The organism is Fusobacterium varium, assembly GCA_021531615.1.
In the GTDB taxonomy this organism is placed as follows: Bacteria; Fusobacteriota; Fusobacteriia; order Fusobacteriales; family Fusobacteriaceae; genus Fusobacterium_A; species Fusobacterium_A varium_C.
Genome location: JADYUE010000051.1, coordinates 1 through 15,672 on the forward strand (window position 1 = coordinate 1; position 15,672 = coordinate 15,672).

At 28.9% G+C, this 15,672-nt stretch carries 16 protein-coding genes and 1 tRNA gene; 4 read left to right on the forward strand and 13 right to left on the reverse strand.

Features of this window, described 5'->3' with window-relative positions; genetic code table 11:
- Window positions 1-118: 118 nt before the first annotated feature.
- The 6 genes from I6E31_11290 to I6E31_11315 are packed head-to-tail and all read right to left on the reverse strand — an operon-like array spanning window position 119 to window position 5,032.
- Window positions 119-760, reverse strand: a complete 642-nt coding sequence (locus I6E31_11290; protein ID MCF2640545.1) for a peptidylprolyl isomerase — start codon at window positions 758-760, stop codon at window positions 119-121.
- Between the two features lie 39 nt (window positions 761-799).
- On the reverse strand, window positions 800-1,459 hold the full coding sequence (locus I6E31_11295; GenBank protein ID MCF2640546.1) for a hypothetical protein: 660 nt from the start codon (window positions 1,457-1,459) through the stop codon (window positions 800-802).
- Window positions 1,440-2,582: a class I SAM-dependent RNA methyltransferase gene (locus I6E31_11300; protein MCF2640547.1), complete on the reverse strand. Its 1,143-nt coding sequence runs from the start codon at window positions 2,580-2,582 to the stop codon at window positions 1,440-1,442. The genes I6E31_11295 and I6E31_11300 overlap by 20 nt, the downstream gene beginning before the upstream one ends.
- A 9-nt stretch (window positions 2,583-2,591) precedes the next feature.
- Window positions 2,592-3,701, reverse strand: a complete 1,110-nt coding sequence (locus tag I6E31_11305; GenBank protein MCF2640548.1) for an AI-2E family transporter — start codon at window positions 3,699-3,701, stop codon at window positions 2,592-2,594.
- A gap of 11 nt (window positions 3,702-3,712) precedes the next feature.
- Window positions 3,713-4,117, reverse strand: coding sequence for a NusG domain II-containing protein (locus I6E31_11310; GenBank protein ID MCF2640549.1), 405 nt, complete (start codon window positions 4,115-4,117; stop codon window positions 3,713-3,715).
- A 12-nt stretch (window positions 4,118-4,129) separates the two neighbouring features.
- A complete protein-coding gene (locus I6E31_11315) occupies window positions 4,130-5,032 on the reverse strand; it encodes a phosphatidylserine decarboxylase (protein ID MCF2640550.1) in 903 nt (300 codons plus the stop codon).
- Between the two features lie 95 nt (window positions 5,033-5,127).
- Here I6E31_11315 and mgsA point away from each other — a divergent pair, with 95 nt between their 5' ends.
- A complete protein-coding gene (gene mgsA, locus I6E31_11320) occupies window positions 5,128-5,496 on the forward strand; it encodes a methylglyoxal synthase (GenBank protein MCF2640551.1) in 369 nt (122 codons plus the stop codon).
- Window positions 5,497-5,516: 20 nt separating this feature from the next.
- Here mgsA and I6E31_11325 read toward each other — a convergent pair whose 3' ends face one another.
- Window positions 5,517-7,049 carry a nicotinate phosphoribosyltransferase gene (locus I6E31_11325; protein MCF2640552.1) on the reverse strand — a complete coding sequence of 511 codons (1,533 nt, stop codon included), beginning with the start codon at window positions 7,047-7,049 and terminating at the stop codon, window positions 5,517-5,519.
- A 157-nt stretch (window positions 7,050-7,206) separates the two neighbouring features.
- Here I6E31_11325 and I6E31_11330 point away from each other — a divergent pair, with 157 nt between their 5' ends.
- Entirely contained in the window at window positions 7,207-7,665 is a 459-nt protein-coding gene (locus I6E31_11330) for a D-tyrosyl-tRNA(Tyr) deacylase (GenBank protein ID MCF2640553.1), read from the forward strand.
- Between the two features lie 390 nt (window positions 7,666-8,055).
- On the opposite strand, the gene I6E31_11335 is transcribed toward I6E31_11330, so the two are convergent.
- Window positions 8,056-9,000 (reverse strand): alpha/beta fold hydrolase, encoded by a 945-nt coding sequence (locus tag I6E31_11335; protein MCF2640554.1) that lies wholly within the window; start codon window positions 8,998-9,000, stop codon window positions 8,056-8,058.
- 273 nt (window positions 9,001-9,273) lie between these two features.
- Between I6E31_11335 and I6E31_11340 the strand changes: the two genes are divergently transcribed.
- Window positions 9,274-9,819 (forward strand): hypothetical protein, encoded by a 546-nt coding sequence (locus I6E31_11340; protein MCF2640555.1) that lies wholly within the window; start codon window positions 9,274-9,276, stop codon window positions 9,817-9,819.
- A 131-nt stretch (window positions 9,820-9,950) separates the two neighbouring features.
- Here the strand turns inward: I6E31_11340 and I6E31_11345 are convergent, their stop codons facing one another.
- From I6E31_11345 to I6E31_11365, 5 genes are all read right to left on the reverse strand, one after another.
- Window positions 9,951-11,891 (reverse strand): iron hydrogenase small subunit, encoded by a 1,941-nt coding sequence (locus tag I6E31_11345; GenBank protein ID MCF2640556.1) that lies wholly within the window; start codon window positions 11,889-11,891, stop codon window positions 9,951-9,953.
- A gap of 234 nt (window positions 11,892-12,125) precedes the next feature.
- On the reverse strand, window positions 12,126-12,323 hold the full coding sequence (locus I6E31_11350) for a hypothetical protein (protein ID MCF2640557.1): 198 nt from the start codon (window positions 12,321-12,323) through the stop codon (window positions 12,126-12,128).
- Between the two features lie 53 nt (window positions 12,324-12,376).
- Window positions 12,377-12,856 carry a DUF1456 family protein gene (locus I6E31_11355; GenBank protein ID MCF2640558.1) on the reverse strand — a complete coding sequence of 160 codons (480 nt, stop codon included), beginning with the start codon at window positions 12,854-12,856 and terminating at the stop codon, window positions 12,377-12,379.
- Between the two features lie 152 nt (window positions 12,857-13,008).
- A tRNA-Arg gene (locus I6E31_11360) sits at window positions 13,009-13,085 on the reverse strand.
- 6 nt (window positions 13,086-13,091) lie between these two features.
- Window positions 13,092-14,300 carry an FprA family A-type flavoprotein gene (locus I6E31_11365; GenBank protein ID MCF2640559.1) on the reverse strand — a complete coding sequence of 403 codons (1,209 nt, stop codon included), beginning with the start codon at window positions 14,298-14,300 and terminating at the stop codon, window positions 13,092-13,094.
- Window positions 14,301-14,683: 383 nt separating this feature from the next.
- Between I6E31_11365 and lgt the strand changes: the two genes are divergently transcribed.
- Window positions 14,684-15,553, forward strand: a complete 870-nt coding sequence (gene lgt / locus I6E31_11370) for a prolipoprotein diacylglyceryl transferase (GenBank protein ID MCF2640560.1) — start codon at window positions 14,684-14,686, stop codon at window positions 15,551-15,553.
- Window positions 15,554-15,672 lie beyond the last annotated feature (119 nt).

Genomic DNA, 15,672 nt, shown 5'->3' on the forward strand with positions numbered 1-15,672 from the left:
AAAGGTACTTTGTCAAAACCTAGCAATGTGCTAGATAACTGAGCTTAGTTAGCTAAATTATAGTTTAAAATAATATAAAAGGAGCTAAATTTATTATCTAGCTCCCTCTAAATTTCTATTATTTTTTTAAATTAGGCATAGTTTGTGCTAATATTTTGTCCATTTCTTCTGTCATCTCTTTATTAGCTTCTAAGAATTTTTCAACATCTCCAGTTATTTCAATAGTTTCAATAATATCCCCTTGTTGAACTTTATTTACTACTTCTTGATCTTCAGGAGCTACAACTTCACCAAAAATTGTATGTTTATAGTTTAACCAATCTGTTGGTACATGAGTAATAAAGAATTGTGATCCGTTTGTTCCTGGTCCTGCATTAGCCATAGCTAATTTACCTGGTACATCAAATACAACCTCTTGTTTAAACTCATCACCAAATTGATATCCTGGTCCTCCAGCACCTGTTCCTGTAGGATCTCCTCCTTGAATCATAAAATCAGCTATTACTCTATGGAATTTAAGTCCGTCATAATATCCTCTTCTTGATAAGTGTACAAAGTTTGTAACTGTCATAGGAGCAACCTCAGGTAAAAGTCTTAGGTTAATATCTCCTTTTGATGTTTTTATTTTAGCATTTAATACTAAATTTTCCACTATTTTTCCCTCCTTAATATCTAACTTAGCTCCTGCTCCTTTTTTAGAGTGGTATAAAAACCCTCCAACTATTATAAGTAACAAGATTACTATTTTTACCATTTTCATTTTCTCCTCCACAATTGTATCATAAATTTTAAAAAACTCTTAATCTTTTTTCATAACCTCATTATAAGTTTTTAACATCTCATCTTTTGAAACAGTTCCATAGATCTCATAATACCATTCTGAATCTAATTTTTTCTTCAATAGATCTATCTTATCTTGAACTTTAAAAACTTTACTTTCTAAATTTCTATACTCCTCTCTTATAGGTTGAAGTTGATAGATATATTCTATCTGCTCCTCTTCCTGTATAGCATTTTTCATAAGCATAGAAACTCTTTCTTCTTCATCTAGCACCTTAGAAACTCTTTCTAAAAGATCATATTTTGTTTTTTCTAATTCTTTTTTCTCATATTGGAAAAATCTTTTTATTACCTCTGCTCCTGAATCTCCTTTTAATTTTTCTCTTAAAGTCAATTGAGATTCAATATACTCTTTAGAAAGATTATTTTTTATCATTATATTTTCTATATGCTCTCTTATTCCAGTAAGTTCTTCCTCTTTAAACTCTTTTATTCCCTCTCCAGTAAGTCCACCATAAAGTTTCTCATACTTCTCTATAACATCTTTTTCTAGTATTTCTGCCCCTGACAAATCTCCTATCTCTCTCAACTGCTTCATCTTATTATCAGTTAATTTTAGAACTTGTAGTATAACCTCTATACAAAATTTTAATAAGTGATTATCTGTTATTTTTTCCATCTTTCTCTCCATAATATTGGTAGTAACGACACTCAATTCCACCATTATATAATTTTCTATTTTTAGTAGCTTTTTTACCAAAAGCCTTTTCAAACTCTTCATAAGATGTGATTATATAGTAAGACCACTTAGGAAGTCTCATTCTACAAATATCTCCTAAAAGTCCATATAATCTCTCAACTGCTTCTTTATCTAATAATCTATCTCCATAAGGAGGGTTAGTTATTAGACAACCTTGTCTCTCTTCCATTTCAAGATCTAAGAAATTTTTACATTCTAATGTTATCTCTTCTTCAACACCAGCTTTCTTAATATTCTCTCTAGCAATTTCAATAGTATCAGCATCTATATCTGAACCAAATATTTTTACCTCTTTTTCATAATCCTCTTGTGAAAAAGCTTCATCTCTAACCTCTATCCAATCATTTTCTGGAATAATACTCCATCCTTCTGAAACAAAGTTTCTATTTGCCCCAGGAGCAATATTTCTAGCTATCATTGCTGCCTCTATAAGAATAGTTCCTGTTCCACACATTGGATCTACTAAAGGTCTATCTCCACCTTTCCATCTTGAAAGTTTTACAAGAGCTGCTGCCATAGTTTCTTTTATTGGAGCCTCATTTTTTATAGCTCTATATCCTCTCTTATGAAGTCCCTCTCCACTTGTATCAATCATAACAATAAAAATATCATTGTGAGCTTGAATTTTTATTGCATAACGAGGTCCATCTTCATAAAAATACTCTTTCTTATACTTCTCTTTTAATTTTTCAACAATAGCTTTCTTAGTTATTCTTTGGATATCTGATTTAGAAAAAAGTTTCGATTTTACAGAACTTACCCAACTAACAGGAAACTCTCCATTTTCTGGAATATAGTTTTGCCAATCTATCTTCTTTATATTTTTAAACAGTTCATCAAATGTAAAAGCTTTAAACTCTCCCATCTTAACAAAAACTCTATCTGCACATCTTAAATGTATATTTGCTTTAGGAATATCTCTAACTGTTCCGTCAAATTCAACTCTTCCATTAAAAGTCTTTACATTTTTAAACCCTAACTCTACACACTCATCTCTCACTATACTTTCAAGTCCCATTGTACTTGATGCTATTAAAGTTATATTTTCCATTTACTCTCCTTCAAATTTGTTACTTTTTTCCTCTGCTTTTTTTAACTTTGCTAAATAAATAAGTTTAATTATTCCAAATGCTGGAACTCCAAAAAACATTCCCACTGGTCCCATTAAACTTCCACCTATAAGTACTGCTACAACTACCCAAAAAGTGCTCATTCCAACAGTTTCACTTACTATTTTTGGCCCTATTACCCAACCATCAAAAGTTTGAGCTATTATCATAGCTAAAAATAGATAAAATACTTTTATTGGTTCTACTAATGCAACTAGAAATATTGCTATAACTCCAGCTACAAAAGAACCTATATATGGAATCATATTTCCTATTCCTATCATAATTCCACTTAAAAGAGCATAGGGAACATTACAAATTAATAGTACAGCAAAAGTTACAGCTCCTACTATTCCTGATGTAATCATTCTACCCCAAACATAATTTAGTAGTACTTGTCTTGAAGAGTTTAAAAACTCACTATACTCTTTTCCTCTCTCATTTCCAAAACATATTTTTAAAACATTATCTTTAAAATTTATAAAATATCTCTTATCAATTAAGATAAAAAATGCTAGAAAGAAACCTATAAGAAATTTTCCTATAGCTACTAGCCACCACATAATATTCATTACAACAGTAAAACTATACTCCTGAATCTTTCCTATATTTTTCTTAAAGAATGTTATAATATTATTTTCAATCTGCTTCTCTCCAATTACCAATATATTTTTCTCTTTTAAATACTCTATACATTGTGTTATTGTACTTCCAATTTTATCTTGCATCATTGGAAATTTACTATATAACTCTTTAAAGCTTTTTCCAAGTTCAGGTAGAACAAGCCCTATAAATCCTGCTACTAAAATTACCACTAATAAAAAAGTTAAACATACTGATTTTAATCTGCTTAACTTTGTTTTTTCCTCTATCTTAGTAACTACTGGATCTAAAAATATCGTTATAAATAGAGCATAAATAACTGGTACAAGATATCCTATATAGGTAGAATATATCTCCTTTAATGCCTCATATCTTTGAAAGAAACTTTGAATTAAAATTAAAACAATCCCTATTCCTATTATCTTAAAATAGCTTAGTTTTTTATTCATCTGTAATACTCCTATCTAACTATAAAGTCTATATCATCGCTGTCTGTATTATCTCCCTTATTCCCAACTATTTTTATCAATAATCTATCAGGAACTCCTATTATAACCTCTCCTGGATCCTTTATCCACCCTTGTTTTACATTCAATTTTAAAGGTGAGTTAGAGCTTGTAACTCTTACCATATTATCTTTAAATTTAACATTTACTCCACCTATATTGGTGTCTACAAAAATATCTCTCTCCTCTTTTTGTAAAGGATATACATATTTTAATTCGCTATCTACATAGATTTCAACTTTTGAGGCTCTTTCTTGAGAAAGATTCATTATTTTTAATCCAAGCCCAGTAAAAAATATTATAAAAAAAGAATATATTATTAAATCTCCAATTTTAAAGTACTTTCTTTTTCTCCTCATATTGCTCCTTTTTTATAAATTAGATACTCCTATTCTCTCTCCCATATAAACTTTTGTTTCTATTCCCTTTTGAGTATTTTCTAAAAGATCTTTATCTATCTGTATTTTTCCCTTTTCAAAAACTAAGATACAAGTTGATCCACCAAAATAGAAATACCCTTTCTCTTCTCCCTTATTTACAAAAGAGTTTGCCTTATAAGTTTGAGTTATTCCCCCTACCATTGTAGCTCCAACTTCAAACATTGCTATATCTCCAAATTTTTCTGTTTTTAAAATAGAATATTCTCTCTTATTTTCACAGAAAATTCTAAAATTTTGTTTTACAGCATGAGTGGATACAGAGTAATACCAACCATCTATAAGTTTGCTTTCACTTATATTTCCATCTGCTGGGAAGTGAAATCTATGATAATCTACTGGAGCTAATCTTATAATAACAAATACTCCATCTTCATATTTTTTTTCCAAATCTTTATCTCTAAAAAACTCTTCTAAAGAGAATTTATCTCCTTTAACAAAAAATTTATCCTTATCTTTTATATTTTCATAAGCTAATATCTTCCCATCTGCTGGAGATACTAATACATCTTCTGAATAATCTATTTTTCTAGCTCCTACTTTTAACTCTCTGTAAAAGAAATCATTAAAAGATGTAAACTCCTCAACTTTCTTTTTAGCCTCACTGATATTTATCTCTGCTTCCTCTATAAAAGGTACAATTTTTTTACATGATTCAGGAAGTGACATCTTTCTACCATAAAACTCTGTTAAAAATTTCTTTTTAACTACAAGATTTAATGGTAATTCCCCTAATGGATTATAATATAAAAATTTAAGATACTTTTCTCCTGGAACTTTCTCTGTAAGAATCTCTCCAGTTTTTCTTTCTATATACTTTATTTTACTAAATTTCACCTTTTCTCCTTTTATTTTTATAAATTACTAGCATTTTTGTCCAAAAATCTATATAATAACCTTATATCATATCTTACAAGGGAGGAATTTATACAATGAACAAAATAGCTCTTATAGCTCATGACAATATGAAAGATGATATTGTTGCTTTTGCTAAAAAACATGTTGATTTCTTTAAAAATTATGAACTTGTTGCTACTGGAACAACAGGAAAGAAAATTATGGAGGCTACTGGTTTAAATATTCACAGATATCAATCTGGACCTATTGGTGGAGACCAACAAATAGGTGCTGAAATAGCTACTAACAATATTTTAGCTATTTTCTTTTTAAGAGATCCTCTTACAGCACAACCTCACGAACCAGATATCTCTGCTCTTATCAGATTAGCTGACGTTCATAAAATACCAATTGCAACTAATATCTCAACTGCTGAATTATTAGTTAAAGCTTTATCACTTTAATGTCTATTATGACTCTCATCCTATTTAGAATGAGAGTCATTTTTTGTTACTTCTGACTTTATAGTTTTTATCAAATCATATTTTAATTTTATAAGATCTTCTGATAAGTCTACTTTATATTTATGAGGATTTTCAAGTCTTTTTCTTTCTTCTGAAATCTTTTCTAAACTATCAAGATAGTATCTTTGAGATCCTAGCACATCAAATAATTTTTCATATTCATCTTTTACTATCTCTCCAGATTTTACATATTCTCTAGTTAATTTCTTAACTGAATATTCTCCAGATTTTAGATTACTAAATTTAAACTCATATTTTTCATCTCTAATAGTTATATCTTTACCTTCAGTTAATTTTTCTTTATCCTTGTCATCTCTCACTAAAGTTACAAGGTCAGCATATGCTAATCCATCTTTATCATATATTCTGTAAACTTCTTTAAATCCTGGGTTTGATATTTTAATAATATCTTCTGATAATTTTATAACTGGCTCTTTATCTATCTCTACAATTTTGTATACTCCACCAAAACAAGGATTTGATTTGCTAACTGCTATCTCATCTCCAACACCATAGACATCAGCACAAACTCCTTGCTCTCTCAATGATCTTATTAATTCCTCGTTTAGTGAGTTAGTAAGGAAAATTTTAGCCTTCTTCAATCCTGCTTCATCAAGTAAAGCTCTACATTTTTTAGATAGATATGCTAAGTCTCCAGAATCTATTCTAACTCCATAAATCCCATTGTATGAATCATCTATTCCACAAGCTTTAAATGAATCTATCGCATTTTTTATACCTATTCCTAAAGTATTGTATGTATCTATAAGAAGTACTAAAGCATTTGATTTTCTATTTCTTCTATGTTTAATGAAAGTATCAAAAGCTTCTCTTTCAGCATGACTTCCAACACCAAAAGTTTGTATATATGAGTGAGCCATAGTTCCTATACTTGGAATACCATATTTATATTCTGTTACTAAGTTTGAATGACTTGTACAACCACCTATAACTGCTGCTTTATTTCCTGCAACTGCACTATCAAAACCATGTGCTCTTCTGCTTCCAAATGATGATACTTGCACTGGATAAGCTGCTCTTGTTACTCTTGATGCTTTAGTAGCTATTGCCATTTGCATATTGATTATATTTAAAATAGGTGTTTCTAAAATTTTAGCTTGAATTAATGGAGCTTTAATTGTTATTACTGGTTCATTAGGATATGCTATCTCTCCATCTCTCATAGCATACATGTCCCCAGTGAATTTTATTTTTGAAAGATATTCTACTAAATGTTCCTCGTGAATAAGTTTAGAAAAATACATTCTCTTCTCCTCTTCACTTGTATTATTCATAATCTCAATTAGATTGACTACCTCTTGTACTCCTGAAACAACTGCAAATCCACCATCTTCAGTCTTTCTAAAAAACACATCAAAAACAGCTTCTTTTTCTTCCATATGTTCCATTAAAAAAATATCACTTTCTGTGTATTGATATCTATCTGAGTTTATAACTTTTGCAAACTCTGTTAAAACAATTTCCTTATCCATATTTTTATTACCTCTTCTCTTTATTTTAATTTAATTTCATACATTTTATCTTAATAATTATATCATTTATTTTTTGTTTTTCCAAATTCTTATTGTAAAACTTGCAAAAATTCATAATTTGTAATAAAATTAATAAAAAATATGTTGAGGTGAAAGAATGAAAGCTGTTATTCAAAGAGTTAAATACTCTAGCGTTACTGTTGATGGAAAAAAAATAGGAGAGATTCAAAATGGACTTCTTGTTCTTTTAGGAGTTACTCATACAGATAGTGAAAAAGAAGTTAATTGGTTAGCAACTAAAATTAAAGATCTTAGAATTTTTGAAGATGAAGATGGAAAAATGAATCTAGGATTGGAAGATATTAAAGGAGAACTTTTAGTAATCTCTCAATTTACTCTATATGGAAACTGCATCAAAGGACGTCGTCCAGGGTTTACTGATGCTGCTAGACCTGATCTTGCAAAACCTCTTTATGAAAAATTCCTTGAAAAATGCAGAAGCTTTGGTATAAAAACTGAATGTGGAGAGTTTGGAGCAGATATGAAAGTTGAGCTTTTAAACGACGGACCTGTTACTTTAGTAATTGATACAAAGGATGTTGCTAATCTTAAATAGATGTAGCTACTCAGCTGTGTGTAAAGTTTATAAAAGATTGTCTAGTTCAAAGTTCAATTTTTATAATACTAGGTTATCTTTTAAAGTTCAGTTTTCAAAACTTATATTTTTAATATCAACTAGCCTTCATACTAAAGAATAAAGAATCCCTAGGCTTATTCCGTTGAAAATGCAAAACTCAACTTCGTCTCAAACACGTTGCATTTTCTTAACTGCATTTCGCTAAGGGATTCTAATATTCTCTAGTGAATTACGGCTTTAGTTGATATTGGGATAAAATTTTGATTTTTATAATATTTATAGGTAATAGGTGAGTAGTTACAAATAGATAAAGTTAAAGAGACTGTTTAAATTGATACTCATAAAAATCAATTTTTACAGTCTCTTTTTTTACTTACTTTTTTCAATCTGATTTACATATTCATATATTCTTTTCTCTAGCCAATAAACTTTAGAAAATAGTGATGCAAAACCAACATGTCCACCATATTTTGGCATCTCAAGAGTAATAAAGCTATTTTCATTTGCCTCTTTTATAGGGTAACACTTCTTAGACATAATAGGATCATCTAAAGGAGTTAAAATTAAAGTTTTTACCTTGATATTTGGAATAAAATTAATACTACTTGTTTTTTCATAGTAATCAATAGCATCTATAAATCCATTATATTGAGCTGTAAAAAGATTATCAAAATCTTCCATATCCTCAACTCTATCCATAAGCTTCATATTTATAACATTAGGAAACATCTCATTTTTTATCTTTACTTTTTCTTTTAATTTTTTTAAAAAATATCTTCTATAAATAAAATTTTCTCTTTTTCTAAATTGTACAGAGTTTGAAACTAACTCACATGGTGGTGACACTGCTACTCCACAAAGAAGATTTTTAGGATACTCTTCCCTCTCTCCCAAATATTTTAAAACTAAATTTGCTCCTAAACTAAATCCTGCTAAAGCAACTTTTTTATATTGAGAAGTCTCCTTTAATGTTGTTTCTAAGTCCTCTGTATATCCCATATGATAGAAAGTCAATTTTCTATTCATCTCTCCACTACAACCACGATAATTTATAGCTAAAACATCCCAACCTCTTTCAGAAAAATATCTAGCTGTTCCCTGAATATATTTGCTTCTTGAACTTCCTTCTAGTCCATGGCACAAAACAATTACCTTATCATTTCCATTTTTTATCCAGTCTAAATCTAAAAAGTCTCCATCAGGGGTATCTATTCTCTCTCTCTTATATTCTATATTTATTTTTCGAAAAAGAGTTGGAAAACATGTATTAATATGTTTATTTCCAAATAAAAAGCAAGGTTTGTATTCTAACATTTTTTATTAAATCCTCCTATTTTAATAACAAAATCCTCTTTTTCTTAATTTATTTTTCAAAAAAAGTGTTGCTTTTTATCTCTTCGAAAAAATCTCAAACTTTTTATAAGAGGATCTTATAAATCCAGAAAAAATTTTATACTATTTACTAGATTAAGTCAATTATTTATTTTTATAAATAACTAAGTTTTATAATTTTATATTGATTTTTTTATATTTCAATGTTATTGTAACTACATAGAGAGCTTTATTTATAATTTTGAAAGGATGTTTATGAGAAAAAGAAAGTTGTTTTTAATTTTTTTTCCTTTAATATTAGGAATTACAATTTACATATTATATAGAAGTAGAAATCTATTTTATTTTAAAATTTTACATACAACATTTTTAAAAGATCCCATTCTGCAAATACGTACCTTTGCTAAAATATATCGAAGATTTTTTTCCACTTGGGTTGTCTATTCTCTACCAGATGGATTATGGTTATTCTCTTTTGGTGCAGCCCTGTTGATAGATAGAATCTTTTATTTCTATAATTTTGTTGTATTTACTAGTATCTTTATTTTTATGATTTTAATTGAATTCCTACAACTGTTTTTAGGTGGACATGGAACTTTTATAGGAACTTTTGATAAAGCTGATCTTGTTTGTTTTACTCTAGGTTACATATCTATTGTTCTAATTTCAAATTGTATACACAAATCTAATAAACCAGATAAAAAACTGTTTACTTTTGAAAATAAGAAAAAAGAGTTTCTATATAACATTAAAATTATTATAATATTTGCTATTCTTGGAGTTCTTCCTAGTTTGTTTTAAAAACTAAGAGGAACTCTTTTTTTCTATATCTAATATTAGAATTTTAAACTCTTTTCCTTTAAAATATAAAAAAAGCTGAAGAAATCAACGTATAATATCATTGAGTTTCAACAGCTTTTTATGATTAATTATTATCTATTTTTAATTTTTGGGAAATATTTAGTATGAAGTAATTCATGTGCTTTGTGGCTTAATGGATAATCTAAATATTTTTCATATAATGCTTTTACATAAGGGTTATCATGTGATCTTCTTATTTTTAAGCTTCTATCAATATTATTTAATCCTTCTGCTCTAGCTTCAAGAACTGCCTGTTTTTTAATAGCTTTAGGCTGTCCTCCTCCACCGATACATCCCCCTTTACATGCCATAATCTCTATAGCATGGAAGAATTCTTCTCCTGCTCTGATTTTGTCAAGCATTTTTGCTGCTTCTTCTAATCCATGAGCAATACCGATTCTTAATTCAATATGTCCAATAGTAAGTTCAGCTGCTCTGAATCCTTCCCATCCTCTTAATTCTTTAAATTCAATCTCTTCAAGAGGTGTTCCAGTGATCATTTCAACTGTACTTCTTGTAGCAGCCTCAATAACTCCTCCAGTTCTTCCGAAGATGATTCCAGCTCCTGAGTATTCTCCTAATGGATTATCAAATTCCATCTCTTCAATATCTTTAAGATCAATTCCTGATTCTTTAAATATTTTTATAAGTTCTCTAGTAGAGATTACATAGTCAGTATCATAGTTATCTCCTCTTGAGAATTCTGGTCTTGCAGCTTCATATTTTTTAGCTAGACAAGGCATTATTCCAACTACTGATACTCTTTCTCTCTTATATCCAAGCTCTTTAGCCCAAATATCTTTTGCTATTGTAGAGAATATTTGCATTGGTGATTTTGCTGATGATGGTACATCTAGCATATCTGGGTAGTTTTGTTCAATGAACTTAACCCATGCTGGACAACAAGAAGTTAGTATTGGAAGTCTTACTGTGTCGTCACCTTTGTAGTATCTTTCTAATCTTTCTTGGAACTCAGATGCTTCTTCCATTACTGTTATATCAGCAGCCCATGTAGTATCAAATACATAGTCTACACCTAATTTCTTTAAAGCTCCTACTAGTCTTTTTTCTACGTTTGTTCCTGGTTCAAATCCAAAAGCTTCTCCAATTGCTACTCTTACTGCTGGAGCTACTTGAACAACAACAAGTCTGTTTGGTGTTGCTAAATCTTTTAGAAGTTTCATTGTATGATCTCCTTCAAAGATTGCTCCTACTGGACATGCAGCAACACATTGTCCACAGTGAGTACATTTATCTGTATCAAGAACGTGTTTTTCTTTTAATTTTCCACTAATACATTTTACTGGACAAACTCTTGCACAAGCAGTACATCCTATACATTTATCAGTAATTCTGAATTTTAATAGGTGAATACATTGTCCAGCACTACATTTATGCTCTTCAATATGTTCTTCTATCTCTTCGTAGAACTCTTCTTCTTCTATACATTCTAAAACTAGGTTGTGTTTTTGATTTAATTTAGTTTTAATAGTTTCTGAAAGGTATCTAAGTAAGTATACATCTCTCATATTAGCTTTACCTTTAGAAATTCTATCAAGTATTCTCCAAATTCTTTCAATCTCTTCTTTTACAGCTGTATAAGTTTCATATTCACTGCTTTCTATTTTACTCATTAAGAACTCTACATAGAATTTAGCAAATGAAACTATACAATCTTCTTCAGATAAAATTATTATGTTTCTGTCTATTCCTTCTGGGAAAAGAGAAAAATCAATAGCTTTATCTAAACCACTTTTAGTTAAAAATCCTCCGAAAGGTAATCCAAATTGAGCAGCTTTAAAACTTTTTTTATTTTTTATTCCTCCAGCTAACCCAATAACGTCATTTAATGTTGCATTTTCTGGTATTTCAATCATTCCTGGATTGTTTACTCTTCCTGCAACAACTACCATTCTATTGTTATTTTCAATAACATTTTTTTCTTCAAGATTTTCAGCAGTTGAGAAAACTGATCCAAATGAACTTTGAAGTATCATACTTTTATTTGACATTTTGCCTCCTATTGTATTTTAAATTTATTTAATTTCTTTTTTCCGATTTGTAAATTCATACTTAACTAAAATATATTTATTACTATTTTATCAAAAAAATAATAAATTTCAAGTAATTTTTTTATTTTCTAAAAGATATTATATTTTTTAGGTTTCTTTAATATATTAGATCATTTTTTTATCTGTTTTTCGCTCTTATTTTTATCATTTTATGTTTTATTCTAATTAACAAAATTAAAAAAATGAATTTACTAAAACACTTAAAAATACAACAACCATTATTTTAAACATTAAAACTTTTTGATAAATTGGCATTTTTAAAGTTTCAGCATAATGTTTTAATGTTAAATATCCTCTATATTTCTTTTGTTGATTTAAAAATAGATATGCATCAAATGTCACTACCAATAAAATGGTATAGACGATATTCATCCCTCTGCCCTCCTTAATATTTAAAAAAGCTGACTAAAAAGTCAGCTCTAGTTTTAACCTCTGTAATAAATAGTAAGACCTTTTAAAAAGTTTCTTATATATTTATCTCCACACTCTCTATAGTTTTTATGATCCTCTTTTCTAAATAGTGCACTTAGCTCTGATGAAGACAACTCTAATCCAGCTAGCTTAAAAATTTCAAGCATATTTTCACTTCTAAAAGATAATGCTATTTTCAACTTTTTTAAAATGATGTTATTTATATTGTTTTTATTCATTTTTGTAGGTTGATGAGCTGGTTCTCCAGGTTTTTCCTCTTGTTTTCCTCTTTTTAAGATAATCAATCCATCTAGAAAAGCTTCTAATGTCTTATTGTTACACTTTTCAAATCCCTCTTCTCCCTCTCTTTTAAGAAGGTTTAAAAGCTCTTCATGAGTCATTTCACAACCCATAGATTTAAAAATTTGAAGCATTGTATTATCTTTAATATTTAATGCATATCTCACTCTTCTAATTATATCATTATTTAACATAGTTCCTCCATACTGACTATTCTATCTTCCAATTTTTTATTCTCTATAATTGTACCCTATTTGCTACTTTTTGTCAATTTAGAAGTAATTTTAAATAAAAAGAATAGTCCAAATCTGAACTATTCTTTAGTTTTATATTATTTCTATACATTTGGCGCTCCCATGAGGGATCGAACCCCAAACCCTCTGATCCGAAGTCAGATGCTCTATCCAATTGAGCTATGGAAGCTATTTATTATCTTTCTGCTATAAGTTTAGCTGCCATCTCTTGAGCTACTGCTTCTAATCTAGCTCTATCTCCAGCTTTTGGAGTTCCTTTAACTTCTACTGATTCTCCTACAACTTCAATTCCTTTTAATTTTTCAGCGAAGGCTTCTATTCCTCTTACTCCTCCACCACTCCACATCATTGTTCCAAAGATTCCTAGATATCTATTTTTTAATCCATAGTTTTCTAATTTGTGTAGTAATGGTTGTACTTTTGGATATACTGAGTTATTATGTGCACAAGATCCAATAATAAGTCCTTTATATTTCCAGATTTCTGCTATGATAAATGAATGATCTGTTTTTGAAGCATCATAAATTTTTACTTCTGTTATTCCTTGAGCATTTAATTCTCTTCCAAGAATTTCTGCCATTTTAGCAGTATTTCCATACATACTTCCGTAAACAATTACTACTCCCTCTTTTTCAGGTTGTAATTGTGCCCATGTACTGTATAGAGAAATTACTCTAGCAATATCTGTTCTCCAGATAAGTCCGTGTGAAGGACAAATCATTCTTATTTCTAATCCACCTAATTTTTTAATAGCAGCTGTTACTTGAACACCATATTTTCCAACAATATTAGAATAGTATCTTCTCATTTCATCAATATAGAAATCAAAGTTTACTTCATCATCAAAAATTCCTCCATCAAGAGCTCCAAATCCTCCGAAAGCATCATTTGAGAAAAGGATTTTATCAGTAGTATCATATGTAACCATTGATTCTGGCCAGTGTACCATTGGTACCATAGCAAATGTTAATTTGTGGTTTCCTAAATCTAAGATATCTCCTTCTTTAACTGTTACAAAGTTTTCATCTGGAAATTCCATATTGAAAGCTCTTAACATTCCTAAAGTTTTAGCATTTCCTACTACTTTTACATTTGGGAAAACTCTTAAAATATCTTTTAATCCACTTGAATGATCTGGTTCTACGTGGTTAATGATGATATAGTCTAGATCTTTTCCATCTAATCCTAATAAAAGTTTTTCAATGTAAAGTGATGCACTTCCAAATTCAACAGCATCAATTACACAAGTTTTTTCATCTTTGATAAGATATGAGTTATATGATACTCCAAAAGGTAAAGGCATATAATTTTCAAATCTTTCTGTCTTTCTATCGTTAACTCCTATCCACGATATATCTTTTGCAATTCCTGTACAACAATACATTTTTTCCTCCTAAATATTTTAAATAATTTTAAGACATCTCTTTAATATTTACATTTTTATTTATTTCTAATGTTATTGTTAGATTCTATCTATTAGAGTATATCATCTTTTTTAAATTTTCCAAACAAATTATTGAACATATTAAAAAAATTTTAATCTATACCCACTATATATAATATTAAACTTATCAAAATATTTCAACATTTTTTCTTCTTTTTTTATAAAAAGTGAAAAAAATTCCCAAAATTGTGAAAATTGTGATATATTCGTGTGAAAAATCTCTATTTTTTAATTGATAAATATAATACTTCTATATTTTTTCTAACTTTTTATATTGATTTATGATATAATTTTAAAATAATCTATTTTCTAGGAGGAACATTATGAACCCAGTTATCTTTTCCATTGGTAGTTTTGAACTACGATATTATGGATTGATGTATGCTATTGCATTTTTCGTCGGAATTGAAATAGCAAAATATATGGCAAAAGAAAGAAACTTTAACCCCTCTATAATTGAAAACTATGCTTTTGTTGCTATGCTTTCTGGTTTGTTAGGAGGTCGTCTATACTATGTATTATTTAATTTAGATTACTATCTATCAAATCCTAGTGAGATTTTAGCTACATGGCATGGGGGAATGGCTATTCATGGTGGTATTATTGGTGGTATTGTTGGAACTTTTATATATGGAAAAATTAAAAAACTAAATCCTTTAACTTTAGGAGATTTTGCTGCTGCTCCTTTAATATTGGGACAAGCAATTGGAAGATTTGGTAATTTTATGAATGGAGAGATTCATGGAGTTCCTACTTTTACTCCTTGGAGTGTGATTTTTAGTGTTAAACCTCAATTTTATCAATGGTATTCAGAATATTTAAAAATGCCTCTTTTAGAAAAAATTAGTTACAAAGAATTAGTTCCTTGGGGATTGGTATTTCCTACTTCTTCTCCTGCTGGAAGTGAATTTCCAAATATTCCAGTTCATCCAGCTATGTTATATGAACTTGTACTAAATTTTATTGGTTTTTTATTTATCTGGCTTGTTTTAAGAAAACGTCCTAATAAAGCTCCTGGATATTTATGGTGGAATTACATAATTATTTATAGCCTTATTAGAATTTTTGTAAGTTTCTTTAGAGCAGAAGACCTTATGATTTTCAATTTAAGAGCTCCACATCTAGTTAGTATACTTCTTATTATCTTTTCATTTACAATGATTAAATTAGGGGAAATAAAAGCCCACAAATAGAAAAAAGGCAGCTCACACTGCCTTTTTGTAACTACTCAGCTATGTAGTTTACAAAAAAGGGTGTATAATTTTTGGTGTTGGTACTTAAATGTATTAACACCTTTTTTACTTTTTTTCAA